Annotated in this window: 22 protein-coding genes; 13 read left to right on the plus strand and 9 right to left on the minus strand. The window is 74.0% G+C overall.

All coding sequences use genetic code 11. The features are described from left to right. Positions 1 to 60: 60 nt before the first annotated feature. Positions 61 to 693 carry a MerR family transcriptional regulator gene (locus ACZ6J5_RS23585; RefSeq protein ID WP_469394546.1) on the plus strand — a complete coding sequence of 211 codons (633 nt, stop codon included), beginning with the start codon at positions 61 to 63 and terminating at the stop codon, positions 691 to 693. A gap of 311 nt (positions 694 to 1004) precedes the next feature. On the opposite strand, the gene ACZ6J5_RS23590 is transcribed toward ACZ6J5_RS23585, so the two are convergent. Together ACZ6J5_RS23590 and ACZ6J5_RS23595 are read right to left on the minus strand one after the other, a co-directional pair. Continuing rightward, the gene (locus ACZ6J5_RS23590) at positions 1005 to 1841 is read right to left on the minus strand and encodes a siderophore-interacting protein (protein WP_469394548.1); all 837 of its coding nucleotides are present in this window, start codon (positions 1839 to 1841) and stop codon (positions 1005 to 1007) included. Positions 1842 to 1920: 79 nt separating this feature from the next. Further along, positions 1921 to 2832: a 5'-3' exonuclease gene (locus ACZ6J5_RS23595; protein WP_469394752.1), complete on the minus strand. Its 912-nt coding sequence runs from the start codon at positions 2830 to 2832 to the stop codon at positions 1921 to 1923. A 243-nt stretch (positions 2833 to 3075) separates the two neighbouring features. On the opposite strand from ACZ6J5_RS23595, the gene ACZ6J5_RS23600 reads away from it, so the two are divergent. The 4 genes from ACZ6J5_RS23600 (at position 3076) to ACZ6J5_RS23615 (ending at position 7389) form a co-directional block, all read left to right on the plus strand. Further along, entirely contained in the window at positions 3076 to 4146 is a 1071-nt protein-coding gene (locus tag ACZ6J5_RS23600) for a quaternary amine ABC transporter ATP-binding protein (protein WP_469394550.1), read from the plus strand. Continuing rightward, positions 4139 to 5947, plus strand: a complete 1809-nt coding sequence (locus tag ACZ6J5_RS23605) for an ABC transporter permease/substrate binding protein (RefSeq protein WP_469394552.1) — start codon at positions 4139 to 4141, stop codon at positions 5945 to 5947. The genes ACZ6J5_RS23600 and ACZ6J5_RS23605 overlap by 8 nt, the downstream gene beginning before the upstream one ends. A 171-nt stretch (positions 5948 to 6118) precedes the next feature. Continuing rightward, on the plus strand, positions 6119 to 6670 hold the full coding sequence (locus ACZ6J5_RS23610) for a helix-turn-helix domain-containing protein (protein WP_469394554.1): 552 nt from the start codon (positions 6119 to 6121) through the stop codon (positions 6668 to 6670). After that, positions 6667 to 7389, plus strand: coding sequence for a helical backbone metal receptor (locus ACZ6J5_RS23615; RefSeq protein ID WP_469394555.1), 723 nt, complete (start codon positions 6667 to 6669; stop codon positions 7387 to 7389). The genes ACZ6J5_RS23610 and ACZ6J5_RS23615 overlap by 4 nt, the downstream gene beginning before the upstream one ends. Here ACZ6J5_RS23615 and ACZ6J5_RS23620 read toward each other — a convergent pair. Beyond that, on the minus strand, positions 7328 to 8509 hold the full coding sequence (locus tag ACZ6J5_RS23620; RefSeq protein WP_469394558.1) for a TDT family transporter: 1182 nt from the start codon (positions 8507 to 8509) through the stop codon (positions 7328 to 7330). The two genes, ACZ6J5_RS23615 and ACZ6J5_RS23620, sit on opposite strands and share 62 nt — an antisense overlap. A gap of 70 nt (positions 8510 to 8579) precedes the next feature. Between ACZ6J5_RS23620 and ACZ6J5_RS23625 the strand changes: the two genes are divergently transcribed. Next, a complete protein-coding gene (locus ACZ6J5_RS23625) occupies positions 8580 to 9512 on the plus strand; it encodes a LysR family transcriptional regulator (RefSeq protein ID WP_469394560.1) in 933 nt (310 codons plus the stop codon). Positions 9513 to 9602: 90 nt separating this feature from the next. On the opposite strand, the gene ACZ6J5_RS23630 is transcribed toward ACZ6J5_RS23625, so the two are convergent. Both ACZ6J5_RS23630 and ACZ6J5_RS23635 read right to left on the minus strand, forming a co-directional pair. After that, a complete protein-coding gene (locus ACZ6J5_RS23630) occupies positions 9603 to 11234 on the minus strand; it encodes an amidohydrolase (RefSeq protein ID WP_469394561.1) in 1632 nt (543 codons plus the stop codon). A 196-nt stretch (positions 11235 to 11430) separates the two neighbouring features. Further along, a complete protein-coding gene (locus ACZ6J5_RS23635) occupies positions 11431 to 12057 on the minus strand; it encodes a TetR/AcrR family transcriptional regulator (RefSeq protein ID WP_469394563.1) in 627 nt (208 codons plus the stop codon). A gap of 71 nt (positions 12058 to 12128) precedes the next feature. On the opposite strand from ACZ6J5_RS23635, the gene ACZ6J5_RS23640 reads away from it, so the two are divergent. Beyond that, entirely contained in the window at positions 12129 to 13583 is a 1455-nt protein-coding gene (locus ACZ6J5_RS23640) for a purine-cytosine permease family protein (protein WP_469394565.1), read from the plus strand. Here ACZ6J5_RS23640 and ACZ6J5_RS23645 read toward each other — a convergent pair. The 3 genes from ACZ6J5_RS23645 to ACZ6J5_RS23655 all read right to left on the minus strand — a co-directional run bounded on the left by ACZ6J5_RS23645 (position 13573) and on the right by ACZ6J5_RS23655 (position 16605). Then, positions 13573 to 14253 (minus strand): gamma-glutamyl-gamma-aminobutyrate hydrolase family protein, encoded by a 681-nt coding sequence (locus ACZ6J5_RS23645; protein WP_469394567.1) that lies wholly within the window; start codon positions 14251 to 14253, stop codon positions 13573 to 13575. The two genes, ACZ6J5_RS23640 and ACZ6J5_RS23645, sit on opposite strands and share 11 nt — an antisense overlap. Positions 14254 to 14308: 55 nt before the next feature. Then, complete coding sequence (gene eat / locus ACZ6J5_RS23650) at positions 14309 to 15760, minus strand: ethanolamine permease (protein ID WP_469394569.1); 1452 nt, start codon at positions 15758 to 15760, stop codon at positions 14309 to 14311. 116 nt (positions 15761 to 15876) lie between these two features. After that, entirely contained in the window at positions 15877 to 16605 is a 729-nt protein-coding gene (locus ACZ6J5_RS23655; protein ID WP_469394571.1) for a FadR/GntR family transcriptional regulator, read from the minus strand. Positions 16606 to 16683: 78 nt separating this feature from the next. On the opposite strand from ACZ6J5_RS23655, the gene ACZ6J5_RS23660 reads away from it, so the two are divergent. The 4 genes from ACZ6J5_RS23660 (at position 16684) to ACZ6J5_RS23675 (ending at position 21583) form a co-directional block, all read left to right on the plus strand. Next, positions 16684 to 18048 (plus strand): glutamine synthetase family protein, encoded by a 1365-nt coding sequence (locus ACZ6J5_RS23660; protein WP_469394573.1) that lies wholly within the window; start codon positions 16684 to 16686, stop codon positions 18046 to 18048. Between the two features lie 8 nt (positions 18049 to 18056). Further along, a complete protein-coding gene (locus ACZ6J5_RS23665) occupies positions 18057 to 19436 on the plus strand; it encodes an aldehyde dehydrogenase family protein (RefSeq protein ID WP_469394575.1) in 1380 nt (459 codons plus the stop codon). Further along, positions 19433 to 20218, plus strand: a complete 786-nt coding sequence (locus ACZ6J5_RS23670) for a 3-oxoacyl-ACP reductase (RefSeq protein WP_469394577.1) — start codon at positions 19433 to 19435, stop codon at positions 20216 to 20218. The genes ACZ6J5_RS23665 and ACZ6J5_RS23670 overlap by 4 nt, the downstream gene beginning before the upstream one ends. Positions 20219 to 20299: 81 nt before the next feature. Next, positions 20300 to 21583 (plus strand): HAD family hydrolase, encoded by a 1284-nt coding sequence (locus ACZ6J5_RS23675; protein WP_469394579.1) that lies wholly within the window; start codon positions 20300 to 20302, stop codon positions 21581 to 21583. 13 nt (positions 21584 to 21596) lie between these two features. Here the strand turns inward: ACZ6J5_RS23675 and ACZ6J5_RS23680 are convergent, their stop codons facing one another. Beyond that, positions 21597 to 22799, minus strand: a complete 1203-nt coding sequence (locus ACZ6J5_RS23680) for an amino acid deaminase/aldolase (protein WP_469394581.1) — start codon at positions 22797 to 22799, stop codon at positions 21597 to 21599. Between the two features lie 123 nt (positions 22800 to 22922). On the opposite strand from ACZ6J5_RS23680, the gene ACZ6J5_RS23685 reads away from it, so the two are divergent. Both ACZ6J5_RS23685 and mycP read left to right on the plus strand, forming a co-directional pair. After that, the gene (locus ACZ6J5_RS23685) at positions 22923 to 24086 is read left to right on the plus strand and encodes a hypothetical protein (protein WP_469394583.1); all 1164 of its coding nucleotides are present in this window, start codon (positions 22923 to 22925) and stop codon (positions 24084 to 24086) included. Continuing rightward, entirely contained in the window at positions 24083 to 25252 is a 1170-nt protein-coding gene (mycP, locus tag ACZ6J5_RS23690; RefSeq protein ID WP_469394584.1) for a type VII secretion-associated serine protease mycosin, read from the plus strand. Before ACZ6J5_RS23685 ends, mycP begins: the two co-directional genes overlap by 4 nt. Positions 25253 to 25255: the final 3 nt, after the last annotated feature.

Below are 25255 nucleotides of genomic sequence, written 5' to 3' on the forward strand. Positions count from 1 at the left end.
CTATCTATGATGGTGAGGCCGGTGGCAAGGCCGGAGTGCGATGTGGAAGGTGAACACGCGGTGCGCATTGGAGAGTTGAGTCGCAGGGCTGGGGTGTCCGTACCGACGATCAAGTACTACGTGCGGGAAGGGCTGCTGCCTGCCGGGCGGCTCACGAGCCCGAACCAGGCCTCGTACGAGGAGACGCACATCCAGCGCCTCCGCCTGATCCGCGCGCTGCTCGATGTGGGCGGACTGTCGGTCGCGGGCGTCAAGGAGGTCATCGAGGCGATCGAGGACCCCGAGCGGCCCCTGCACAAGATGCTCGGGGCGGCGGCGGACCGGGTGGTGCCGCGCTACGAGGGGGAGCGGGGCGAGGACCTGTGCGCGGCCCGCGCCGCCGTGGCGGACCTGATCGCCCGCCGAGGCTGGCGGACCTATGCCGAGGCCCCCGCCGCCGAGGCCCTGGCTGTCGCCCTCGCCGCGCTGGAGAGCGTCGGCCACGGGGACTTCGCCGAGGTCCTGGACGCCTACGCCGATGCCGCTGAGCAGGTGGCCCGGGTCGACGTCGACTACGTCGCGCGCAATGTGCTCCGCGAGGAGCTGGTCGAGAGCGTGGTCGTCGGCACGGTGCTGGGCGACGCGATGTTCGCCGCCCTCCGCCGGCTGGCCCACGTCGAGGCCTCGGACCGGGTTTTCGGGGCGGGCACCTGAGCGGGCCTGACCGCACCTGATCGGGCCGGTACCGCCGGCCGTCTCCGGCCGCCCTGCCCCGCCCCGCCGAGTGCCCTTGGCGGCGCCCGGCGCCGTCCGCCGCCCGGCCCCATCCCGGGCGGCCCTACTCGCCCCCGCCCACGCCGAAGGGGCGGGAGCCGTTCGCTCCCGCCCCTTCGGGTGGTGTCATCCGGGCCGTCGGGCCGTTATCGGGCCACCGGGCCACCAGGCAGGCAGCCATCTGGCCACCCGGTCACCCGGGGCATCCGTTCACCCGGCCCTCGGGTCGCCGCCAGATCCCCGCGCAGGTGTCAGTTCTCCTGCTCGCGCTCCACCTGGTCGTTCCACTCGCGCTTGATCGCGCGCCAGGCCTCGTCCGTCTTGCCCGCGCGCCAGTAGCCCGAGATCGACAGGCGCTCGCGCGGGACCGCGCGGTCCATGCGGAGGTGGCGGCGGAGGTCCTTCACGAAGCCCGCCTCGCCGTGGACGAAGGCGTGCACGTCGCCCGCCGGGAAGTCGAGGTCCCGCACGGCCGTCAGGAGCGCCTCGCCCGTCGGGCGGTCGCCCCGGTGCAGCCAGGTGACCTCGACACCGGCCGCCGTCGCGAACTTCTGCTCCTCGGACGCGTCCGCGACCTCCAGGAAGGCGTGCACGACCGCGCCCTCGGGCAGCCGCTCCAGGGCCACCGCCACCGCCGGCAGGGCGCTCTCGTCGCCCACCAGCAGGTGCCAGTCGGCGGCCCCGTCCGGCGCGTAGCCGCCGCCCGGGCCCAGGAAGCGCGCGGTGTCGCCCGCCCGCGCCCCCGCCGCCCACGGGCCCGCCAGGCCCTCGTCGCCGTGGACCACGAAGTCGATGGTCAGCTCGCGGTGCACCGGGTCCCAGGCCCGCACCGTGTACGTCCGGGTCGTCGGCCACTGCTCGCGCGGGAACTCCGCGCGGATCCGCTCCATGTCGAACGGCTCGGGATAGCTCACGCCCTCCGGCGCGAAGAGCAGCTTCACGTAGTGGTCGGTGTACTCGCCGATCTCGAAGGCGTCGAGCCCCGGGCCGCCGAGGACCAGGCGCACCATGTGCGGGGTGATCCGCTCGGTGCGCACGACCTGGGCCTCGTGGGCCTTGGGCGCCTTGCGTGCGGGCTGTTCTGCCACTGCGGTCTCCCCGTGAACGGTCCAAAAACTTAGGTTTGCCTAAGTTAGCACTCCGGGTGGACCGGCTCCAGGGGGCCCCTCAGCCCCGCGCCGCCAGCACCGGCAGCAGCCGTCCCACCGCCCCGCCGAGCCCCCACCGCTCCACGAGTGCGGCCAGCGCCGCCGGGTCCCGCGGCGCGGCCGGCAGCGCCGCCGAGAACTCCGGCAGCGGCACGTCCCGCGCCACCCGGACCACCGTCGGCGCCACGTCCAGGTACTCCGCCGCCTCCACGATGCCCCGCCGCTTCGCCGGGGTGAGCTTCGAGCCCCGGTCGGCCGCGGCCGCGCGGACGCCCGCCAGGTCCCCGTACTCCGTGATCAGCTGTGCCGCCGTCTTCTCGCCGATGCCCTTCACCCCGGGCAGCCCGTCGCTCGCGTCCCCGCGCAGGGCCGCGAAGTCCGCGTACTGCCCGGCCCGCACCCCGTACCTCGTCAGGATCAGCTCGTCGTCCACCAGGTCGCAGTCGCCGACCCCCTTGCGCGGATACAGCACCCGCACCCCCCGCCCGTCGTCCACGAGCTGGAACAGGTCCCGGTCGCCTGTCACGATGTCCACCGGACCCCCGGCCCGCGCGGTCAGCGTCCCGATCACGTCGTCGGCCTCGAAGCCCTCGGCGCCCACCCGGGCGATGCCCAGCGCCGCCAGCACCTCCTCGATCACCGGCACCTGCGGCGACAGCGTGTCCGGGACCTCCTCCTCGTCCGGCCCCGACTCCGTCACCTCCGCCACCCGGTGCGCCTTGTACGAGGGGATCAGGTCCACCCGCCACTGCGGACGCCAGTCCTCGTCCCAGCAGGCCACCAGATCGTCCGGACGGTGGTCCTGGACGAGCCGGGTGATGAAGTCGAGCAGCCCCCGCACGGCGTTCACCGGCGTCCCGTCGGGCGCGCGGACCGAGTCCGGCACGCCGAAGTACGCGCGGAAGTAGAGGCTGGCGGTGTCGAGGAGCATCAGGCGTCGGGTCACACACCGATCATGCCGCACCCCACCGACAGCGCCCCCGAGTGACCCCGGTCACCTTCGCGTTTGCCCCGAAAGGGCCGGGGCAGGCGCCAGCTCGGAGCGGACCCGGTACGCCCTCCGGAGACGGAACGGCGTACGCGACGGGCCGCGCGGACCGATCCCGCCCCGCTCCAACGGCCCGGCCGCTGCGGGGGTGGCGGGCCGTTTCTCATCGCTACCCCTGAGGTGAATGTGTCCAGGCTCCAAGCCGACCATCTGTACAAGGTGTTCGGCAGGCGACCCGAAGAAGCCGTCCGCGCGCTCGCCGCCGAGGACGGTGCCGCCGACCGCGCGTCGCTCCGCGCCGCCGGCACCACGGCAGCCGTCGTGGACGCCTCCTTCACCGTCGAACCCGGCCAGATCTTCGTGGTCATGGGACTCTCGGGCTCGGGCAAGTCCACCCTCCTGCGGATGCTCAACGGCCTGCTCGAACCCACCGCCGGCCGCGTCCTGTACGACGGCGCCGACCTCACCGCGCTCTCCCCGCGCGAGCTCCGCGCCGTCCGCTCGCGCAAGATCAGCATGGTCTTCCAGCACTTCGCGCTCTTCCCGCACCGCAGCGTCCTGGAGAACGCCGCCTACGGCCTGGAGGTCCAGGGCGTCCCGCGCGCCGAGCGCGAGAAGCGCGCCGCCGAGGCCCTCGACCTGTGCGGGCTCGCCGGCTGGGAGTCCTCCTGGCCCGACGAGCTCTCCGGCGGGATGCAGCAGCGCGTCGGCCTGGCGCGCGCCCTCGCCACCGACGCCGACCTGCTGCTCATGGACGAGTCCTTCAGCGCCCTCGACCCGCTGATCCGCCGCGACATGCAGGACCAGCTCCTCGTCCTCCAGCAGAAGCTGAAGAAGACCATCGTCTTCATCACCCACGACCTCAACGAGGCCATGCGCCTCGGCGACCGCATCGCCGTCATGCGCGACGGCCGGATCGTCCAGCTCGGCACCGCCGAGGACATCCTGGTCCGCCCCGCCGACGACTACGTCGCCTCCTTCATCCAGGACGTCGACCGCACCCGGGTGCTCACCGCCGCCGCCGTCATGACCGACGGCGCCGTCGCCCCCGGCGACTGCCCCGCCGACTGCTCCTGCCGCGCCGTCGCCCCCGACACCCTCCTCGCCGAGCTGTGCGCCGTCTCCGCGCTCACCCCGCACCCCGTGGCCGTCGAGGACGCCGACGGCACCCTCCTCGGCGTCGTCCCCCAGGACCTCCTGCTGGCCGCCATGGGCAGCGCCAACGACACCGAGCGGGAGGTGACCACCCATGCCTAGACTCCCCCTCGGCGAGTGGGTCGACTCCGCCGTCGACTGGCTCCAGGCCCAGTTCTCCTGGCTCTTCGACGCCATCACCACGGCCGTGACCGGCCTCTACGACGGCCTCGACGCCGTCCTCTCGGCACCCCATCCGCTGCTCTTCGCCGGCATCCTCGCGATCACCGCCTGGTGGCTGCGCGGCCTGACCGCCGGCGTCCTCGCCTTCGCCGGTTTCGCCCTCGTCGACTCCATCCAGCTGTGGGACGAGGCCATGGCGACCCTCTCCCTGGTCCTCGTCGCCACCCTGGTCACCCTGCTCATCGCCGTACCCCTCGGCATCTGGGCGGCCCGCTCCAAGACCGTCAGCGCCGTGCTGCGCCCCGTCCTGGACTTCATGCAGACCATGCCGGCGATGGTCTACCTCATCCCCGGCATCATCTTCTTCGGCGTCGGCGTCGTCCCCGGCATCATCGCCACCATCATCTTCGCCCTGCCGCCCGGCGTCCGCATGACCGAGCTCGGCATCCGCCAGGTCGACGGCGAGCTCGTCGAGGCCGCCGAGGCCTTCGGCACCACCCCGCGCAACACCCTGCTGCGGGTCCAGCTGCCGCTCGCGCTGCCCACGATCATGGCCGGCGTCAACCAGGTGATCATGCTCGGCCTGTCCATGGTCGTCATCGCCGGCATGGTCGGCGGCGGCGGGCTCGGCGGCGCCGTCTACCGGGCCATCGGCAACGTCGACATCGGCCTCGGCTTCGAGGCCGGCATCTCCATCGTCATCCTCGCCATGTACCTGGACCGGATGACCGGCGCCCTCGGCCGCCAGGTCTCCCCGCTGGGCCGCCGTGCCGTCGCCAAGGCCCGCGCCGCGAGCGCCGCCCGCGCGGGAGCGCGCCTGTGGGACCACCGCCCGCAGCCCGTCACCGCCCTCGTCGGCGTCGTCGTGCTGGCCCTCGTCGCCGGCGGCATGGGCTTCCTCGGCTCCGGCGGCGCCTCCTCCACCTCCGCCTCCGGCCCGAACACCGGCCACGGCAAGAAGATCAGCATCGGCTACATCCCCTGGGACGAGGGCATCGCCTCCACGTACCTCTGGAAGGAGCTCCTGGAGCGCCGGGGCTACGAGGTCGACGCCAAGCAGCTGGAGGCCGGCGCGCTGTACACCGGTCTCGCCGGCGGCCAGATCGACTTCCAGACGGACTCCTGGCTGCCCGTCACCCACGCCCAGTACTGGGACCGGTACAAGAACGACCTGGAGGACCTCGGCTCCTGGTACGGCCCCACCTCCCTGGAGCTCACCGTCCCCTCGTACGTGAAGGACGTGAACTCCCTCGCCGATCTCAAGGGCAAGGCCGGGCGGTTCAAGGGCCGGATCGTCGGCATCGAGCCGAGCGCCGGGATGATGGGGCTCCTCAACGACAAGGTGCTCAAGGAGTACGGCCTGGCCGGCGAGTACAAGGTCGTCGACGGCTCCACCCCCGGCATGCTGGCCGAACTCAAGCGCGCGTACGACAAGAAGGAGCCGATCGTGGTCACCCTCTGGTCGCCGCACTGGGCCTACTCGGCGTACGACCTCAAGAAGCTCCAGGACCCCGCCGGTGCCTGGGGCAAGGGCGACGGCGTCCACACCCTGGCCCGCAAGGGCTTCGCCGCCGAGAACCCCGAGGTCGGCCGCTGGCTGAAGGGCTTCAAGCTCAGCGAGAAGGAGCTGACCGGCCTCGAAGCCGTCATCCAGGAGACCGGCAAGGGCAAGGAGCAGCAGGCCGTGCGCACCTGGCTCGACCGGAACCCCGGCCTCGCGGAGCGGCTCGCCCCGCAGTAGCCCCGCCGTCCCGTCCCGTCCCCATGACTCCGCTCCGAAAAGGTGTGGTCGCCGAACGTGTTCGGCGACCACACCTTTTCGCCACGACGCGAAACCCCGGCCCAAAGCTGCGTAAGGTTCAGTTAACCGACCAGTACGCGTAAGCCACGGGACACGAGGGAGGGGACCGACATGGACGACAAGGAGTCGCCGCGCGTGGGCGCGGCCGTCAAAAGGCGCCGCAGGACGCTCCAGCTCACGCTGGCCGTCGTCGCCCAGCGCAGCGGCCTGTCCGTACCCTTCCTCAGCCAGGTCGAGAACGACCGGGCTCGCCCCAGCGACCGCTCCCTCCAGCTCGTCGCCCAGGCCCTGGAGACCACGGCCGCCGAGCTGCTCGCCGCCGCCGAGGCCGCCCGCACGGTCGACGTCGTCCGCTGCGACGAGGAGCTGTGGGAGATGCCCCCCGGCGTCCGCCCCCTGGTCCGCGGCCGACACCAGCTCCAGGCCCTGGAGTTCACCGGCGAGCAGGACGCGGGCCGCGAATTCCTGCACCGCAACGACGAGTTGCTGTACGTGGCGGACGGCGCCGCCGAGATCGAGGCCGAGGGCCGCGCGTACCGCCTCGGGCGCGGCGACACCCTCTACCTCTCCGGCGGGGTGCGGCACCGCTGGCGGGCCACCCTCCCGGGCACCCGGCTCGTCTTCGTCTCCGTCGCCGACCACATCGAGGCCGCGGAGGCATGACCGGGACCCGGGTGGTCTCGCTCGTCCCCTCGCTCACCGAGGCCGTCGCCGTCTCCGCGCCGCCCGGCACCCTCGTCGGCGCCACCGACTGGTGCAGCCACCCCGCCGACCTCGGCGGGGCGGTGCGGATCGGCGGCACCAAGAACCCGGACCCGGCCGCCGTCGCCGCCCTCCGCCCCGATCTGGTGATCGCCAACGAGGAGGAGAACCGGGCCGAGGACCTCGACGCCCTGCGCGCCGCCGGGCTCGACGTCCTCGTCACCGAGATCCGCACCCTCGGCCAGGCTTTCGCCGAACTCGACCGGGTCCTCGCCGCCTGCGGGGTGCGCGCCCGGCCCGGCTGGCTCGACGCGGCCGAGGCGGCCTGGGCCGACGTCACCCCGGACGTGCCGCCGCGCACCGCCGTCGTACCGGTCTGGCGCCGCCCCTGGATGGTCCTCGGCCGCGACACCTTCGCCGGCGACCTGCTCGCCCGCCTCGGCGTCCGCAACCTCTACGCCGACCACCCCGAGCGCTACCCCCGCGTCCCGCTCGACGCGCTGAACGCGGCCGCGCCCGACCTCGTCGTGCTGCCCGACGAGCCGTACCGCTTCACGCGCGAGGACGGCCCCGAGGCGTTCCCCGGGGCCGCCGCCGCGCTCGTCGACGGGCGGCACCTCACCTGGTACGGGCCGTCACTGGCCGAGGCGCCCCGGGTGCTGCGAGCAGCGCTCCGCTGAACAGCCCGCGCGCGGTGTGGACCGCCGCCACCAGCCAGGCGGCCACCAGCAGCGCGTACAGCCCGACCGCCAGCCAGCGGAACAGCGCGAGCCCGGTGTGCTGCGCCAGGCCCTCGGCGCCGGTCACGCAGGTGCCGACGGGGAAGGTGAAGGCCCAGAAGGTCATCGCGAAGCCCATGCCCCGCCGCCGCGCCCGCACCACCAGCGCCCCGGCGAACACCAGCCACAGCAGCGCGAAGCCCATCACGGGGACGCCGTACAGCACCGCGAAGGCGGCGAAGCCCTGGGCGTACGGGGCGGGCAGCACGCCCGGGGCGGCGTCGGCGAACTTGTTGGCGGCGGTGGTCGACTGCCCCAGCGGCCCGAGGACCAGGAACAGGGTGGGGGTCAGCGGCAGGGGCAGCGGCCCGTGGGTGACCAGCCGGCCGAAGACCAAGGGGAGCATGACCAGGGTCGCGAGCAGGCTGACGCCGAACAGCGCGTAGCAGAGCAGCAGCAGCGTCTCCTGTGCCTGCCCGGCGGCCACATGGGGCACCAGCAGCGGGCCGACGGCGGCGGAGACCATGGGGGCCACCACGGGCAGCAGCCACACCGGGGTGGCGCCCTCTATGTGGTGACGGGCCACCATCAGATACGGAATCCCCGCGGCGGCGGCCAGTCCGATCACCGTGCCCGCGACGAACAGCACGCTGCACAGGGCGATCGCCGCCGTCAGCCCGATCCAGTCCCGCCCGACGACCAGCGCGCCGCCGCCGACCGCGAGCAGAGCCATCGACAGGCAGCCGTAGAAGGGGGCCACCGCCGGGTCGAGCAGATGCGCGCGGGCCTGGTCCCGGTGGTGGATCCAGTGCAGCGAGCGGGTGGTGAGCAGGGTCAGCAGCATGGCCAGGGACAGCGCCCAGAACGCGGTGCACACGGTCCGCAGTCCTGGGACGTCGACCGGGAGGGTCGCTCCCGCCGTGCCGACGATGGCGGTGCCCATCACGGAGGCGTACCAGTTGGGGCCGAGGTGACGGACCGAGGCCCACCGGGTGCCGGGAGCGGCGGTGCCAGGGGCCTGACGGTCCCGGCGGGCCTGACGGTCCTGGCGGGCCTGACGAGAAGGAGTGATGGTTGCCATGGTTCGAGCTTCTCTCCGTCACACGGCCCCCACCAGGGACATCGTGGCTATGAACCCATAAGCTGCCTTTATGAGCAGCGAGCCGTACGACATCCCGCACCCACTATCCCACCGGGTCCCCGACCTCGGCGCGCTCGAACTGCTTCTCGCCGTCGCCCGGCACGGCAGCCTCGGCCGGGCCGCCCGCGAGGTCGGCATCACCCAGCCCGCCGCCAGCAGCCGGATCCGCTCCATGGAGCGCCAGCTCGGCGTCGCCCTCGTCGACCGCTCCCCGCGCGGCTCGCGGCTCACCGACGCCGGGGCGCTCGTGACGGACTGGGCGCGCCGGATCGTGGAGTCCGCGGAGGCCTTCGACGCGGGCGTCCAGGCGCTGCGGGGCCGACGGGACTCGCGGCTGCGGGTGGCCGCGTCGATGACGATCGCCGAGTACCTGCTGCCCGGCTGGCTGATCGCGCTGCGCGCCGGGCGGCCCGACACCGCCGTCTCCCTTCAGGCCGGGAACTCCGCCGCCGTCGCCGAACGGCTGCTCTCGGGGGAGGCGGACCTCGGCTTCGTGGAGGGCCTGGCGATACCGGAGGGCCTGGACGGGGCGGTCGTCGCGCACGACCGCCTGATCATCGTCGCCGCGCCCTCGCACCCCTGGGCGCGCCGCCGCGAGCCGCTGGACCCGGCGGAGCTCGCCACGACCCCGCTGGTCCTGCGCGAGCGCGGCTCGGGCACCCGGCAGGTCCTCGACGCGGCCCTCGCCGCCCACGGGGGACTGGCCCAGCCGCTGCTGGAGCTCGCGTCCACGACGGCGGTGAAGGCGGCGGCGGTCTCCGGCGCGGGCCCCGCCGTCCTCAGCGAGCTGGCCATAGCGGAGGAGCTGGCCTCCCGCCGGCTGGCCGCGATCCCCGTCGCGGGCGTCCTGCTGCGCCGCGACCTCCGCGCGGTCTGGCCCACCGGCCACCGCCCCACCGGCCCGGCCCGCGACCTGCTGTCGCTGACGCGGGCCCGGGGATAGCGGGGGCGGAGGACGGGTCGGGGGAGGACGGGTCGGGGGAGGACGCCCGCGACGGGGATCGCGGCCGGCCGGGGGAGGGCCGGCCGGGGCTCAGCCCGTCGTCTCCGCGCGGAACGTGATCCGGCCGTCCACCGCCGTCAGCAGCACCGGAACGTCCGGCAGCTCCGTCGCCGGGGTCGCCACCGGGTCGGCGGCCAGGACGGTGAGGTCCGCGCGGTGGCCCACGGCCAGGCTGCCCGCCTCGCGCTCCTCGCCCGCCGCGTACGCCGCGTTCACCGTCATCGCGCGCAGCGCCTCCAGACCCGTCAGCGCCTGCTCCGGTCCGTGCGGCGGCTGGCCGAGGTCGCGGCTCGGGCGCCGGTGCCGGGCCCCGGCCAGCACGCCCAGCGGCGGGAACGGGGCGATCGGCCAGTCCGAGCCCAGCACCACCGTGGCCCCCGCGTCCCACAGGTCACGGCAGCGCCAGGCGCGGGACGCGCGCTCCTCGCCCAGCCGGCGCGACCAGTTGTCGGTGTGGTCCGCGCGCGTGAAGTCGCAGCAGTGCGTGGGCTGCATCGAGGCCAGCACGCCCAGCTCCGCGAAGCGGGCGAGCGTGTCGTCCGGCACCGTCTCGATGTGCTCGACCCGGTGCCGCACCGCCGGCCCACCGCCCGCCGCCGCCCGCTCCACCGCGTCCAGCGCGTGCCGCACCGCCGCGTCGCCGATCGCGTGCGTCGCCGTCGGCACCCCGGCCCGGTGCAGCTCGCCGATGATCCGGGTGTACGCGGCCGGATCCGGCCAGAAGGCGTGCGTGGACTCGCCGTGGCAGTCGGGCCGCTCCAGCCACGCCGTGCCGTTGTCGATGGTGCCGTCCATGAACAGCTTCACGCCGTCCACCCGCCACAGCGCCCCGCCCGTGCCCTGCAGCTCGATCAGTTCCCGTACGCCCTCCGCGTCCGTGCCGGGCTGGCACCACGGCGCCACCCGCAGCCGCAGCGGCAGCTCGCCCGCCGCGTCGAGCTCGCCCAGCAGCTCCAGGCTCTCGCCGTTCGCGTCCATCACGTGCCCGCCGGTCAGACCGGCCGCCGCCATCGAGCGCAGCGCCACCGCGAGCCGCTCCCGCTGTTCCTCGCGCGTCGGCTGCGGCGCGACCCGCTCGACCAGCTCGCAGGCGGCGTCCTCCTGGAGCAGGCCGGTCGGGCGCCCCTGCGCGTCGCAGACGACCTCGGCCGACGCCTGGTCGAAGGTGCGCGGCCCGTCCACCCCGGCCAGCTCCAGCGCCCGGCGGCTGGCGAGCGCCGAGTGCGCGTCGAAGAGCAGCAGGAAGGCCGGGACCCCGTCGAGCACGGCGTCGAAGGGGGCGATGCCCACGGGGGCGTCGCCGAACACGTTCGGGTCGAGGCCCCAGCCGAACAGCCAGTCGCCGCGCCCCAGTTCGCGTACCGCCTCGGCCAGTGCCGCCCGTACGTCCGCCACGTCGGCGCAGTGCGAGAGGTCGAGCCCGCTGGTCAGCGCGGCCCCGATGACCGGGTGCAGGTGCCCGTCCACGAGCCCGGCGGTGACCACCGCCCCCTGGAGGTCGACCACCTCGGTCGCGGAGTCCGCGAGCCCGCGCATCTCGCGGTCGTCGCCGAGCGCCGAGATCCGGCCGTCCTCGGACACCGCGAGCGCGGTCTGCGGCAGGAACGTGCCGGTGCCGGGGTCGAGCAGCCGGGCGGAGGACAGGACGAGGCGCGTGCGCACAGGGGCTCCAGGAGGGAGGTGGTACGGGCAGAGAAAGATACGTCGGGCACATCGAGCACGCCGTATACGCCACACGTGACGCAGACGACGGACAGGCCGGACGGAACAGATAGGTCGAACAGGGCGGACAGGGTAGACGGGGCAAACAGGGCAGACAGGGCGGACAGGCCGGATCCAGCGAACCCCCGCAGGGCGTCTAAGGCCCCAACGCCCCTCTCTCAAGACCCAGTTCGCGCTCCGCCGTGGTGACGGCCATGCGGCTCACCACCGCCGGGCGGTCGGTGCGGTCGGAGTTCGCGTGGGAGCCGAGGCCGTCCAGGACCACCAGGATCTGGATGGCCGTGGCCCGGGGGTCGTCGGTGCGGAACTCGCCGCGCTCGACGCCCTCGCGGATCAGGCCCTCCAGCCGGTTGTCGGAGGCCAGCTCCATCTCGGTGACCCGGTCGCGCAGGACCGGACGGTAGCGGCTGAGGTGGCGGGCGTTGATCCAGAGGCGGCTGATGTCGTCGTACGCCTCGCCCGCCGAGAGCGCGAAGTACCGCGCGAGGTGCCGCGTCGGCGTCCCGTCCGGGCGCTCCGCGGGCAGCAGGGACTCCAGCTCGCCGAGGGCCGCGACGGCGAAGGCCTCGGCCACCAGCTCCTCCGCGGAGGGGAAGTAGTGGCTGATCAGGCCGGGCCGCACGGAGAGCTCCTCGGCGACGCGTCGCAGGGTCACGCATTCGAGGCCCTCGGTCAGGGCGACCCTGGCCGCGACCTCCACGATCTCGGCCCGGCGGGCCTCGGGAGATTTGCGAACTCGTTTGAGTTGAACGCTTGACGACATAACGGTGATGCTATTGAGTGTGCGACCAATAAGCAACGAGGTGTGCACGACACGTTCACTCGGAGGGCCGTATGGCTTCCACGTTCCCCGACCCGCGCGCCAGCGCCCCCGCCGCGCGGCCGGAGGCGGACCGGCCCACCAGGATCGAATCCCACGGCATCGACCACATCCCCGACGAGGACCGCCACGGGCATCCCCGCGAGCTCTTCTCCGTCTGGGCCGCGGCCAACGTCAACTACCTCAGCCTCGTCATCGGCGGCGCCCTGGTCCTCATGGGGCTCAGCCTCTGGCAGGCCTTCGGGGTGATCGTCGTGGGCAATCTGTTCTGGCTGCTCACCGGCGTCCTCGCGGTCTCGGGACCCGCCGCCGGCGCGCCCAGCGAGGTGATCACCCGGGCCCTGTACGGGGTGCGCGGCAACCGGGTGAACAACGCCGTCACCGGCTGGACCATCTCGGTCTGCTACTTCGCCCTGAACCTGGCCGCCGCGGCCGGCGCCGCCTTCGCCCTGGTCGAGAAGACCGGCATACACGCCGGCACCGGCGTCAAGATCGTCGTGGTGCTGCTCATCGCCACCGCCACCCTCACCATCGGCGTCTACGGCCACGCCCTGATCATGCGGCTCTACCTGCCGATCACCATCACGCTGGCCGCCGCCTTCGGCGTCGTCGGCTACGCGGTGCTGCGCCACGCCGACTTCGGCTACACGCCCGCCGCCCCGCTGACCGGCGGCGCCCTCTGGGCGGCCCTGATCGGCGGCGTCACCCTCATCGCCGCCGGCCCCCTCTCGTACACCACGAGCGCCGACTTCTCCCGCTATCTCCCGGTCACGACCTCCAAGCGGGCGGTCGTCGGCTGGACCGCGCTCGGCGGCTTCCTGCCCAGCGTCGTGGTCTGCTCGCTCGGCGCGCTGGCCGCCACCGTCGTCGACATGACCGACCCGCAGTCGGCCCTGCAGACCATGCTGCCGGGCTGGTTCACCCCGGTCTTCCTGCTCTCGCTGGTCCTCGGCACCATCGCCATCAACGCGATGACCGCCTACAGCGCGGGCCTCGCGCTCCAGGCGGTCGGCCTGCGGATCCGGCGCTCCGTGAGCGTCCTCGCCGACGGCACCGTCGCGGTCTCCCTCACCCTCTACGCGCTGCTGGTCTCCAACTTCCTGGACACCGTCAGCAACGTCCTGCAGCTGACCGTCATCCTGCTCGGCCCCGCCACGGCCGTGTACGCCATGGACATCCTGCTGCGCCGCAACCGCTACGACGGCCGGGCCCTCATGGACGAGAGCCGGGACAGCGCCTTCTGGTACACGGCGGGTGTCAACCCGGCGGGCGCGCTGGCCGTGCTCGGCGGGGCCGTGGCGGCGGCGCTGTGCGTCGACACCGTCTACACCGGCCCCGTCGCGCACGCCCTCGGGGGAGTGGACCTGACCCTCCCGGCCGGCCTTGCGGTCTCGGCGCTCCTGTACGCCGTCCTCATGCGCGGCCGGATCCCCGCCGTCCCCGTCCCCGCCCTCGCCGTCACCGGCTAGCCGCCGCCACCAGCTCCCGCGTCAGCCGCAGGTCCTCGCCCATCTCGGGGTGCCACTGCACCCCGAGGACCCAGCCGGGGCCCGGGAGTTCGACCGCCTCCACCGTGCCGTCCGCCGCGTGGGCGGAGGCGGTCAGCCCCTTGCCGAGGATGTCCACGCACTGGTGGTGGTACGTCGGCACCTCGGTCCGCTCCGGGACCAGCGCGGCGTACCGGGTGCCGGGGACCGGCTCGACCGGGTGCCGGCCCATGACGCCGACCGGCCCGGTGTGCCCGTCCAGGTGCTGCACGAGGGTGCCGCCGAGGGCCACGTTGAGCAGCTGCATCCCCCGGCAGATCCCGAGCAGCGGGGTGCCGGCGGCGAGCGCGGCGTCGATCAGGGCCAGCTCCCAGGAGTCCCGGGCCCGCGCGGGCGGCCCGGTCCGGGGGTCGGGCTCGGCCCCGTACCGTACGGGCTCGACGTCGGCCCCGCCCGCGACGACCAGGCCGTCGAGCCGGGCCACCGTCTCCGCCGCGGCCGAGGGTTCGTCCGGCGGCAGCATCACCGCGAGGCCCCCGCTCGCCCGCACCAGTCGCGGGTAGGCGGCCGGCAGCAGCGCCGCCGGCAGGTCCCACACCCCCCAGCGGGCCTGGTCCAGATAGGTCGTCACGCCGATGAGCGGCTTGGGCATGGGCTCCTCTTCCGGTACGGATTCCAGGTCGGCGGCGGCCCCGGGGCCGCCGCCCTCAGCGTTCGAGCTCGGCCTCGGCCGCCGCCAGCGCGGCGAACTCCTCCTCCGGCGCCTTCGCCACCAGGTGGTGGCGACTGTAGAACGCGAAGTAGGCCAGGGCGATCACATAGACCCCGAGGGCGATGAGCGCCGCGTCCTTGTCGACGAGGAAGGTCGCCACCAGCGCCGACAGGGCCAGCACGAAGGCCACCGAGGAGGTGAACTGCCCGCCCGGGGTGCGGTACGGCCGGGCGAGCCCCGGCTCCCGGCGGCGCAGCACGATGTGGGAGAGCGCCATCAGGGCGTACGAGATGGTGGCGCCGAACACCGCGATGTTCAGCATCCGGGCCCCGTTCCCGGTCCCGGCGGCGAGCGCGAAGCCGAGCGCGCCCGGGATCAGCAGCCCCAGGTAGGGGGACTTGCGGCGGCTGGTCAGGGAGAGGAAGCGGGGCAGGTAGCCGGCCCGGGAGAGCGCGAAGAGCTGCCGGGAGCCCGCGTAGATGAGGGAGAAGAAGGAGGCGACCAGGCCGGCGAGCCCCGCGTAGTTGACGAAGCGGCTCAGCGCGGTCGGCTCCCCGTCACCCTGCAACGCCACCACCAGCGGGTTTCCGGCCTCCTGGATGGCGGCCGAGCCGCGCGCCCCGGTGGCCGCGATGAAGGTCACCACCGCGAGCAGCGCGAGGACGCCCATCGACAGGGCGAGCGCCCGGGGCATCGAGCGCACCGGGTCCTTCGCCTCCTCGGCGGCCAGCGGCACGCCCTCGACGCCGAGGAAGAACCACATGCCGAAGGGGAACGCGGCCCAGATGCCCAGCAGCCCGAACGGCAGCCAGGAGTTGGCGCCGAGCGCGCCCTCGTCGACCGGGATGTCGTTGAGCCCCGACACGTGGAAGTCGCTCAGCGCGCCGAGCGCGAAGACGACCAGCGCCGCCACCGCGACCGCGGTGACGATCAGGCTGAAGCGCAGCGCCTCGCCGACGCCCCACAGGTGGATGCCGATGAAGAGGGCGAAGCAGACCAGGTAGACCGGCCAGCCCGACTCCAGTCCGAAGAGGCCGAGGGACTCCACGTAGTCGCCGATGAAGATGGAGATGGCCGCGGGCGCCAGCACGTACTCGATGAGGATCGCGGTGCCGGTGAGGAAGCCGCCCCAGGTGCCGAGGGCGCGGCGGGCGAAGCCGTAGCCGCCGCCCGCGGTGGGCAGGATGGCGGAGAGCTCGGCGAGCGAGAAGACCAGGCACGCGTACATCGCGCCCATCAGCAGGGTCGCGATCGCCAGACCGCCGAAGCCGCCCTTGGACAGGCCGATGTTCCAGCCGGAGAAGTCGCCGGAGACGACGTAGGCGACGCCGAGCCCGGTGAGCAGCAGCCAGCCGGCGCTGCCCCGGCGCAGGGTGCGCCGGGCGAGGTAGTCGTCGGTGGTGTTTCCTGTGGTGCCGTTGGTGCCTGAAGTGTCTTCCAGCGTCATGGCAGCGGTCAGCTCCCCGCAAGGTTCCCAATGGATTGGTGCCATACCTTTGCGTCGGGCGAGCGGGCAGCGCAAGCCCCCTGCGTTACTTTCCGGTTACGCGGCCGCCGAGGCCCTCAGGTCAGGAAACCGCGCAGCAGCGCCGCCGTCCCCCCGCAGTGCTCCCGCATCACCTCGCGCGCCGCGTCCGCGTCCCCGTCCAGCACCGCCTCCACCAGCGCCGTGTGCTGGTGCTGCGAGTGCTCCAGGTTGCGCACCAGCAGCGGGATGCAGTCGAGGAGGTCGTTGACGGTCGCCCGGACCGCCGCGTACTGCGCGGTCAGCGTCGGCGAACCCGACAGCTCGGCGAGCGTCAGGTGCAGCAGCGTGTCCTGTCGCCGGTAGTCGCCGAGCGGGGCGTCATGGGTGGCCGCCAGCGCCGCGCGCAGCCGCCCGGCACCCTCCTCGTCCAGCCCGTGGGCCGCGCAGAGTCCGGCCGCGCCCACCTCCAGGACCTCGCGGAAGCGCAGCGTGTCCTCCACGTCCACGGCCGCGATCCGGCGCCGCAGCTCGGCCTCGTCGGCGGTCTGCGGGCGCTGGAGCACGAACGTCCCGCCGTACCGGCCGCGCCGGCTCTCCACCAGCCCCTGCTCCTGGAGCACCTTCAGCACCTCGCGCAGGGTGACCCGGCTGATCCCCATCCGGTCCGCCAGCTCCCGCTCGGCGGGCAGCCGCTCGCCGCCCGGCACCAGGCCGAGCCGGACGATCTGCAGGATCTGCTCCAGCGCCTCCTCGAAGCCGTTGCCCGCGCGCACCGGCCGCAGCACCGGCGTCAACCGGTCAGCCGATTCATTCGTCTGGGTCACCTCGCTGTCCCCCCTTCCCAAGCAATGGTCCTGAGCAATACCTTATGGCTCCCGGCAGGCCCAAGGAGGAGTAATCCCGTGGCAGACCGCAAACCCCCGCTCGCCGTCGACGAGCTCCGCGCGCTCGTCGCGAGCGGCGAGATCGACACCGTCGTCCTGGCCTTCCCCGACATGCAGGGGCGCCTCCAGGGCAAGCGGTTCGCCGCACCGTTCTTCCTCGACGAGGTCCTCGGCCACGGCACCGAGGGCTGCAACTATCTTCTGGCCGTCGACGCCGAGATGAACACCGTCGACGGCTACGAGATGTCCTCCTGGGACCGCGGCTACGGCGACTTCGCCATGCACCCCGACCTCTCCACCCTGCGCCGCGTCCCCTGGAACGAGGGCACCGCGATGGTCATGGCCGACCTCGCCTGGAGCGACCGCACCCCGGTCGTCGCCGCCCCCCGCCAGATCCTGCGCCGCCAGCTCGACCGCCTCGCCGCCCTCGGCCTCACCGCCCAGGTCGGCACCGAGCTCGAGTTCATCGTCTTCAAGGACACCTACGAGCAGGCCTGGGACGCGAACTACCGCGGCCTCACCCCCGTCAACCAGTACAACATCGACTACTCCGTCCTGGGCACCGGACGCGTCGAACCGCTGCTGCGCCGCATCCGCAACGAGATGGCCGGCGCCGGCCTCACCGTCGAGTCCGCCAAGGGCGAGTGCAACCCCGGCCAGCACGAGATCGCCTTCAAGTACGACGAGGCCCTGGTCACCTGCGACCAGCACGCCGTCTACAAGACCGGCGCCAAGGAGATCGCCGCCCAGCAGGGCTGCTCCCTCACCTTCATGGCCAAGTACAACGAGCGTGAGGGCAACTCCTGCCACATCCACCTCTCGCTCCAGAACGCCGACGGCGTCAACGTCATGGCCGGCGACGGCCCCGACGGCATGTCCGACGTCATGCGTCACTTCCTCGCCGGACAGCTCGCCGCCCTCCGGGACTTCTCCCTCCTCTACGCCCCGAACATCAACTCCTACAAGCGCTTCCAGCCCGGCTCCTTCGCCCCCACCGCCGTCGCCTGGGGCTTCGACAACCGCACCTGCTCGCTGCGCGTCGTCGGCCACGGCCGCTCCACCCGCTTCGAGAACCGCCTCCCCGGCGGCGACGTCAACCCCTACCTCGCCGTCGCCGGACTCGTCGCCGCCGGACTCCACGGCGTCGAGCAGGGCCTGGAACTCCCGGACGCCTGTACGGGCAACGCGTACACCGCCGCCTACGAGCACGTCCCCACCACCCTGCGCGAGGCCGCCGAACTGTGGGAGAACAGCGAGATCGCCAAGGCCGCCTTCGGCCCCGAGGTCGTCGCCCACTACCGCAACATGGCCCGCGTCGAACTCGACGCGTACGACGCCGCCATCACCGACTGGGAACTGCGCCGCTCCTTCGAACGCATGTGAGGAAAGACTTGCTCCAGGTACTGAACCCGGCGACCGAGGAGGTCGTCGCCACCGTCCCCGCCGCCACCCCCGCCGACGTGGCCGCCGCCGTCGCCCGCGCCACCGCCGCACAACGCTCCTGGGCCGCCGCCGCACCCGCCGAACGCGCCCGGATCCTGCGCCGCTTCGCCTCCGTCGTCGACGCCCACATCGAGGAACTCGCCCTCCTGGAGGTCACCGAGGCCGGCCACACCCTCGGCAACGCCCGCTGGGAGGCCGGCAACGTCCGCGACCTGCTCGACTACGCGGCCGGGGGAGTGGAGCGCCTCAACGGGCGCCAGATCCCGGTCCCCGGCGGCCTCGACGTCACGATCCTCGAACCCCTCGGGGTCGTCGGCGTCATCGCGCCCTGGAACTTCCCCATGCCGATCGCCGCCTGGGCCACCGCCCCCGCCCTCGCCGCCGGCAACGCCGTGATCCTCAAGCCCGCCGAGACCACCCCGCTCACCGCGCTGCGGCTCGCCGAACTCGCCCTGGAGGCCGGCCTCCCCGAAGGACTCTTCCAGGTCCTCCCCGGCGAAGGCCCGGTCGCGGGGAACGCGCTGGTCGAACACCCCGGCATCGCCAAGATCGTCTTCACCGGCTCCACCCGCGTCGGCAAGTCCATCATGGCGAGCTGCGCCGACCAGGTGAAGCGCCTCACCCTCGAACTCGGCGGCAAGAGCCCCAACATCGTCTTCGCCGACGCGGACCTGGAGGCCGCGGCGGCGGCCACCCCGATGTCCTTCCTCGACAACAGCGGCCAGGACTGCTGCGCCCGCACCCGCATCCTGGTCCAGCGCGAGGTCTGCGACCGCTTCCTGGAGCTCCTCACCCCCGCCATCGAGGAGATCGTCGTCGGCGACCCCCTCGACGAGCGCACCCAGATGGGCCCGCTCATCTCCCGCGCCCAGCTCGACCGGGTCCGCTCGTACGTCACCGCCGCCGAGGCCACGCCCGGCGCCGAGGCCATCCGGGGCAAGGCCCCCGAAGGCCCCGGCTTCTGGTTCCCGCCCACCGTCCTCACCGGCCTGCCCGAGGACGCCCCCTGCGCCGTCGAGGAGGTCTTCGGCCCCGTCGCCGTCGTCCTCCCCTTCACCGACGAAGCCGACGCCATCCGCCTCGCCAACGCCACCGACTACGGCCTGTCCGGCTCCCTCTGGACCCGCGACGTCGGCCGCGCCCTGCGCGCCTCCCGCGCCGTCCGGGCCGGCAACCTCTCCGTCAACTCCCACTCCAGCGTCCGCTACTGGACCCCCTTCGGCGGCTTCCGCCAGTCCGGACTCGGCCGCGAACTGGGACCCGACGCCCTGACCGCCTTCACCGAAACCAAGAACGTCTTCATCAGCACGGAGGGCCCCGCACTGTGAGCACCAACGAGACCATCTGCCGCCGCCTCGTCGGCCGCACCGCCGTCATCACCGGAGCCGGCAGCGGCATCGGCCTCGCCACCGCCCGCCGCCTCGCCTCCGAAGGCGCCAACGTCGTCTGCGGCGACATCGACGAGCGGGCCGGCAAGGCCGCCGCCGACGAGGTCGGCGGCACCTTCGTCAAGGTCGACGTCACCGACCCCGACGAGGTCGAAGCGCTCTTCAAGACCGCCTTCGACACCTACGGCTCCGTCGACATCGCCTTCAACAACGCCGGTATCTCGCCCCCCGACGACGACTCCATCCTGGAGACCGGCCTGGAGGCCTGGAAGCGCGTCCAGGACGTCAACCTCACCTCCGTCTACCTCTGCTGCAAGGCCGCCCTCCCCTACATGCGCCGCCAGGGCAAGGGCTCCATCATCAACACCGCCTCCTTCGTCGCCCTCATGGGCGCCGCCACCAGCCAGATCTCCTACACCGCCTCCAAGGGCGGCGTCCTCGCCATGTCCCGCGAACTCGGCGTCCAGTTCGCCCGCGAGGGCATCCGCGTCAACGCGCTCTGCCCCGGACCCGTCAACACCCCGCTGCTCCAGGAGCTGTTCGCCAAGGACCCCGAGCGCGCCGCCCGCCGCCTCGTGCACATCCCGGTCGGCCGCTTCGCCGAGGCCGACGAGATCGCCGCCGCCGTCGCCTTCCTCGCCAGCGACGACTCCTCCTTCGTCAACGCCACCGACTTCCTCGTCGACGGCGGCATCGCGGGCGCGTACGTGACCCCGCTCTAAGCGTTCACCCGCCATCCATCCCCCCGACAGCCGGGCGTCGCGAGGCGCCCGGCTGTCGTGCGTACACCCAGGAGAGTGTTCATGACCAACAAGCTCCGCACCCCCGCCGTCGCGGCCGCCCTCGCCCTCGCCGCGACCGGCCTGCTGCCCGCCGCCGGTGCCCAGGCCGCGCCCCACGAGCCCCGCGCCCCCCGCGCCTGCGCCGGACTCACCGTCTCCGAAGGCTGGTACGGCGACAACAAGGCGCGCCTCGACGACCTCATCGCCGACCACTGCCGCACCAAGGGCGGCAAGGGCGGCAAGGGCACCAAGCCCGTCGCCGTCTTCGACTGGGACAACACCGTCATCAAGAACGACGTCGGCGACGCCACCTTCTACTGGCTGCTCCGCAACGACCGCGTCCGGCCCCCGCGCCACGGCGACTGGTCCACCACCAGCCGCTACCTCACCCCCGAGGCCGCCGGCGCCCTCGCCGCCGCCTGCCCCGCCGCCGGCCGCACCCTCCCCACCAGCACCGACACCCGCTGCGCCGACGAACTCCTCGCCGTCTACGGCAACGGCACCACCACCGGCGGGAAGAAGGCCTTCGACGGCTACGACCGCCGCCGCATCGAGCCCCAGTACGCCTGGCTCGCCCAGCTCCTGCACGGCTGGACCACCCGCCAGGTGAACACCTTCGCCGCCGCCGCCCGCGCCGAGAACCTCGCCGCCCCCCAGGGCGCCACCCAGCGCGTCGGCAGCTCCCAGGTCACCGGCTGGGTCCGCTACTACGACCAGCAGCGCGACCTCATCCGCGCCCTCAAGGGCGCCGGCTTCGACGTCTGGATCGTCTCCGCCTCGCCCGAACCCGTCGTCGACGTGTGGGCCCAGGGCGTCGGCGTCGCCCCCGACCACGCCGTCGGCATCCGCAACACCACCGAGCACGGCCGCCTCACCAGCCACCTCAAGGGCTGCGGCACCGTCCGCGACGGCGAGGACCGGATGATCACCTACATCGACGGCAAGCGCTGCTGGATCAACCAGGAGATCTTCGGCGTCCGCGGCCCCGCCGCCGAACGCGTCCAGCCCCCCGCCCGCCGCCAGGTCCTCGCCGCCGGCGACTCCGACACCGACATCTCGTTCCTGCGCGACGCCACCGGACTCCGCCTCGTCCTCAACCGCAACAAGAACGAACTCATGTGCCGCGCCTACGACAACGGCGACGGCCGCTGGCTCGTCAACCCCATGTTCATCGAGCCCAAGAAGCGCAAGACCACCGCCTACCCCTGCGCCACCACCGGCTACACCGCCCCCGACGGCACCCCCGCCCCCGTCCGCCGCACCGACGGCAGCGTCATCGCCGACCAGCAGGACAGCGTGTACTGACCCCCGCCGGAGGCTAGAGAAAGGTCCGGCCCTCGCCCCGGTACGTCGGGACGGCGGCCGCGACCCGGTCACCCGCCACCAGGTGCAGGGTGTCGAACCGCTCGCACAGCTCGCCGGCCTTCGCGTGCCGGAACCACACCTTGTCGCCGATCCGCAGATCGTCGGCCGGCGAGCCCAGCAGCGGCGTCTGCACCTCGCCCGCACCCTCCCGCGGGTCGAAGCGCAGCCCCTCCGGCAGATACGGCACCGGCGACCGGTCCGCGCCCGCCACCCCCGACGCCGGGTAACCGCCGCCCAGCACCGTCACCGCGCCCACCCCCGGCCGGCGCACCACCGGCAGCGCGAACAGCGCCGCCGGACGCCCCGAGAACGACGAGTAGTCGTCGAACAGCCGAGGCTGGAACAGCCCCGAACCCGCCGCGACCTCCGTCACCGCGTCCTCGGCCACCGTGTGCTGCACACTGCCCGTGCCGCCGCCGTTCACGAACTCCAGCTCCGGCGCCACCGCCCGCACCGCCCGGACCACCGCCGCCCGCCGCGCCGCCAGCTCCCGGCGCGCCGCCGACTGCATCAGCCGCACCGCCCGCGACCGCAGCGGACGCCCCGCCACCGCGTCCCCGACACCCGCCACATGCCCCTCGTACGCCATCAGCCCCACCAGCCGGAACCCCGGCCGCCGCGCCACCGAACGGGCCAGCTCCGCCAGCTCGGCCGGCTCCCGCAGCGGCGAACGGCGCGCCCCGAACCGGACCCGGCCCCCCAGCAGGTGCAGCGCGGTGTCCAGCTCCAGACAGACCCGCACCTCCTCCGCACCACCCGCCCGCGCCGCGTCGATCAGCTCCAGCTGCGCCACGTCGTCGACCATCACCGTCACCGCCGCCGCCAGCTTCGCGTCACCCGCGAGCTCCGCGAACCCGGCCCGGTCCGCCGACGGATACGCCAGCAGCACGTCCTCGAACCCCGCCCGCGCCAGCCACAACGACTCGCCCAGCGTGAACGCCATGATCCCGGCGAAACCCTCCCGGGCCAGCACCCGCTCCAGCAGCGCCCGGCACCGCACCGACTTGCTCGCCACCCGCACCGGCTTCCCGCCGGCCCGCCGCACCAGATCGTCGGCGTTCGCGTCGAAGGCCTCCAGATCGACGATGGCCAGGGGCGCGTCGAGCGAGGCGGTGGCCCGGTCGTAACGGGCACGGTCAGCCGCACGGGGAGTCATGGCCCGAGCTTGCCAGACCGGTTTCCACGTGGGTAGCCCCTGGGTTCCCGCCCCGGAGGGAACTGCCCGTAGAGTGGCCGCCATCGCTGTGACGGAACGACCAGGGGTACCAGGGGGACGGGGATGAGCACCGAGCCGCAGCGACCCGCGTCCCGCATCACCGACGCCCTCCTGCCCCCCGAGCGCCCCGGCCCCCCGCCGCGGCCGCCCCGCCCCACCCCGCCGGCCCCCACCGCGCCACCGCCCCCGGCCCGGCCGCCCGCGCCCCCGGCCGCCCGCCCCCAGCCGCCCGCGCCGCGGTACCCGGCCGCCCCCGCCCAGCCCCCGCACGCCGCCCCGCCGCCCCCCGGCCCCGTGCGCCCGCTCCCGGCCACCGAGACCACCGCCCGCCTCCGCCCGGTCCCGCCCGCCGGCCCCGCCCCGGCCCGCCCGGCACCCCCCGCCGCCGCCCCGCACCCCTACGGCGGCCCCGACCGCTGGGCCCTGCCCGACGAACTCCCCGCCGAGACACCCGCCGAGACCACCGCCCGGCCGCACCCCGTCCAGGACCGGCACACCGGACGCGTGCTCGCCGCCGCCGGCTGCGCCGTCCTCGGGATCGGCCTCATCGGCGGCGCCCTCGCCGGCGCCGTCCTCGCCGAGAACGGCGCCGGAACCCCCGCCGAACCCCCCGGCTACTCCCGCGCCCAGGCCCTCTGGCACGACGCCCCCGTCGACACCCTCTTCCCGCGCACCCTCAGCGGCGCCACCGCCGGACCCGGCGGCGCCGCCCGCACCTGGACCCGCGTCGTCGTCGCCCCCGACGCGCCCTGCACCGCGGCCACCCTCCCCACCGGGCTGCTCACCGCCCTCAAGGAGCCCGGCTGCGCCCGCGTGCTGCGCGCCACCTACACCGACGCCACCGCCTCGTACGTCACCACCGTCGCCCTGGTCTTCACCCAGGCCGAACCCGACACCATGCGCACCCTCGGCTCCCGCGCCGAGGACGAGCCGCCGCCCGCCCTCGCGGGCCCCGGCACCGTCGCCGCCCGGTTCGGCGCCCCCCAGCGCGGCAGCTGGTGGCGGCACGTCCTGCCCGATCTGCCCGTCGTCGTCACCTCCGTCTCCGGCTTCGCCGACGGCCGCCCCGTCGCCGAGGCCGAACCCGCCACCCGCGCCATGACCGCCAAGCGCACCACCGCCGTCGCCCAGGCCGGCCTCGGCCACGAGGCCAAGGGCGTCGGCGACGGCGTCGAGCGCGCCCTGCGCAAGACCGTCACCGCCACCGCCCCCGGAGCCGACCGGTGAACCGCCGCCCCCGTGCCCTGGCCGCCGCCCTGCTCGCCGCCGCCTTCGCCGTGCTGCCCGCGGCCACCGCCCCCGCGTACGCCGACACCATCCGCGCCCGCCAGTGGGGCCTCGACGCCCTGCACACCTCCCGCGCCTGGCAGACCACCCGGGGCGAGGGCATCACCGTCGCCGTCCTCGACACCGGCGTCGACGCCACCCACCCCGACCTCGAAGGCTCCGTCCTCACCGGCACCGACCTCGTCGGCTTCGGCGCCGGCCGAGGCGACCGCGCCTGGGCCCGCCACGGCACCGCCATGGCCGGCATCATCGCCGGGCACGGCCACGGCGCCGGAGCCCAGGACGGCGTCCTCGGCGTCGCCCCCAAGGTCCGGATCCTGCCCGTACGAGTGATCCTCGAAGGCGCCGACAAGGCCCGCGACAAGGCCCGCAAGACCCGCGGCACCGCGCTCGCCGAGGGCATCCGCTGGGCCGCCGACCACGGTGCCGACGTCATCAACCTCTCCCTCGGCGACGACTCCGAGTCCGCCCACCCCGACGCCGGCGAGGACGCCGCCGTCCAGTACGCCCTCGCCAAGGGCGTCGCCGTCGTCGCCTCGGCGGGCAACGGCGGCGAGAAGGGCGACCACATCTCGTACCCCGCCGCCTACCCCGGCGTCATCGCCGTGACCGCCGTCGACCGCTACGGCACCCACGCCTCCTTCTCCACCAGCCGCTGGTACGCCACCGTCAGCGCCCCCGGCGTCGACATCGTCATCGCCGACCCGGACCGGCGGTACTACGAGGGCTGGGGCACCAGCGCCGCCGCCGCGTTCGTCTCCGGCGCCGTCGCCCTCGTCCGCGCCGCCCACCCCGACCTCACCCCCGCCCAGATCAAGCGGCTCCTCGTCGACACCGCCCGCAACCGCCCCGAGGGCGGACGCAGCGACCAGAAGGGGTACGGAACGGTCGACCCGGCCGCCGCGATCGAGGCCGGGGGCGCGATCAAGGCGGCCGACCCCAAGGCCGCGACCGCCGGATTCGGCGGGCGCCACTTCGGCCCCGGACCCCAGGCGGAGCCCGACGAGGGCCGCCCGCTCGGCCTGCTCGCCCCCATCGCCGGCGGCGTCGGCGTGCTGCTGCTCGCCGCCGCCGGAGCCCTGTGGCGGGGCAGCCGCAGCCGCTGACCC

This window comes from Streptomyces sp. NPDC042100 (assembly GCF_055582325.1).

Coding starts and splice junctions, on each gene's coding strand:
- ACZ6J5_RS23635 (WP_469394563.1), bottom strand. CDS start 12,057: ATGTCGTCAAGCGTTCAACTCAAACGAGTTCGCAAATCTCCCGAGGCC.
- ACZ6J5_RS23595 (WP_469394752.1), bottom strand. CDS start 2,832: ATGCTCCTCGACACCGCCAGCCTCTACTTCCGCGCGTACTTCGGCGTG.
- ACZ6J5_RS23610 (WP_469394554.1), top strand. CDS start 6,119: ATGGACGACAAGGAGTCGCCGCGCGTGGGCGCGGCCGTCAAAAGGCGC.
- ACZ6J5_RS23680 (WP_469394581.1), bottom strand. CDS start 22,799: ATGACTCCCCGTGCGGCTGACCGTGCCCGTTACGACCGGGCCACCGCC.
- ACZ6J5_RS23645 (WP_469394567.1), bottom strand. CDS start 14,253: ATGCCCAAGCCGCTCATCGGCGTGACGACCTATCTGGACCAGGCCCGC.
- ACZ6J5_RS23640 (WP_469394565.1), top strand. CDS start 12,129: ATGGCTTCCACGTTCCCCGACCCGCGCGCCAGCGCCCCCGCCGCGCGG.
- ACZ6J5_RS23620 (WP_469394558.1), bottom strand. CDS start 8,509: ATGGCAACCATCACTCCTTCTCGTCAGGCCCGCCAGGACCGTCAGGCC.
- ACZ6J5_RS23625 (WP_469394560.1), top strand. CDS start 8,580: ATGAGCAGCGAGCCGTACGACATCCCGCACCCACTATCCCACCGGGTC.
- ACZ6J5_RS23615 (WP_469394555.1), top strand. CDS start 6,667: ATGACCGGGACCCGGGTGGTCTCGCTCGTCCCCTCGCTCACCGAGGCC.
- ACZ6J5_RS23685 (WP_469394583.1), top strand. CDS start 22,923: ATGAGCACCGAGCCGCAGCGACCCGCGTCCCGCATCACCGACGCCCTC.
- ACZ6J5_RS23675 (WP_469394579.1), top strand. CDS start 20,300: ATGACCAACAAGCTCCGCACCCCCGCCGTCGCGGCCGCCCTCGCCCTC.
- eat (WP_469394569.1), bottom strand. CDS start 15,760: ATGACGCTGGAAGACACTTCAGGCACCAACGGCACCACAGGAAACACC.
- ACZ6J5_RS23605 (WP_469394552.1), top strand. CDS start 4,139: ATGCCTAGACTCCCCCTCGGCGAGTGGGTCGACTCCGCCGTCGACTGG.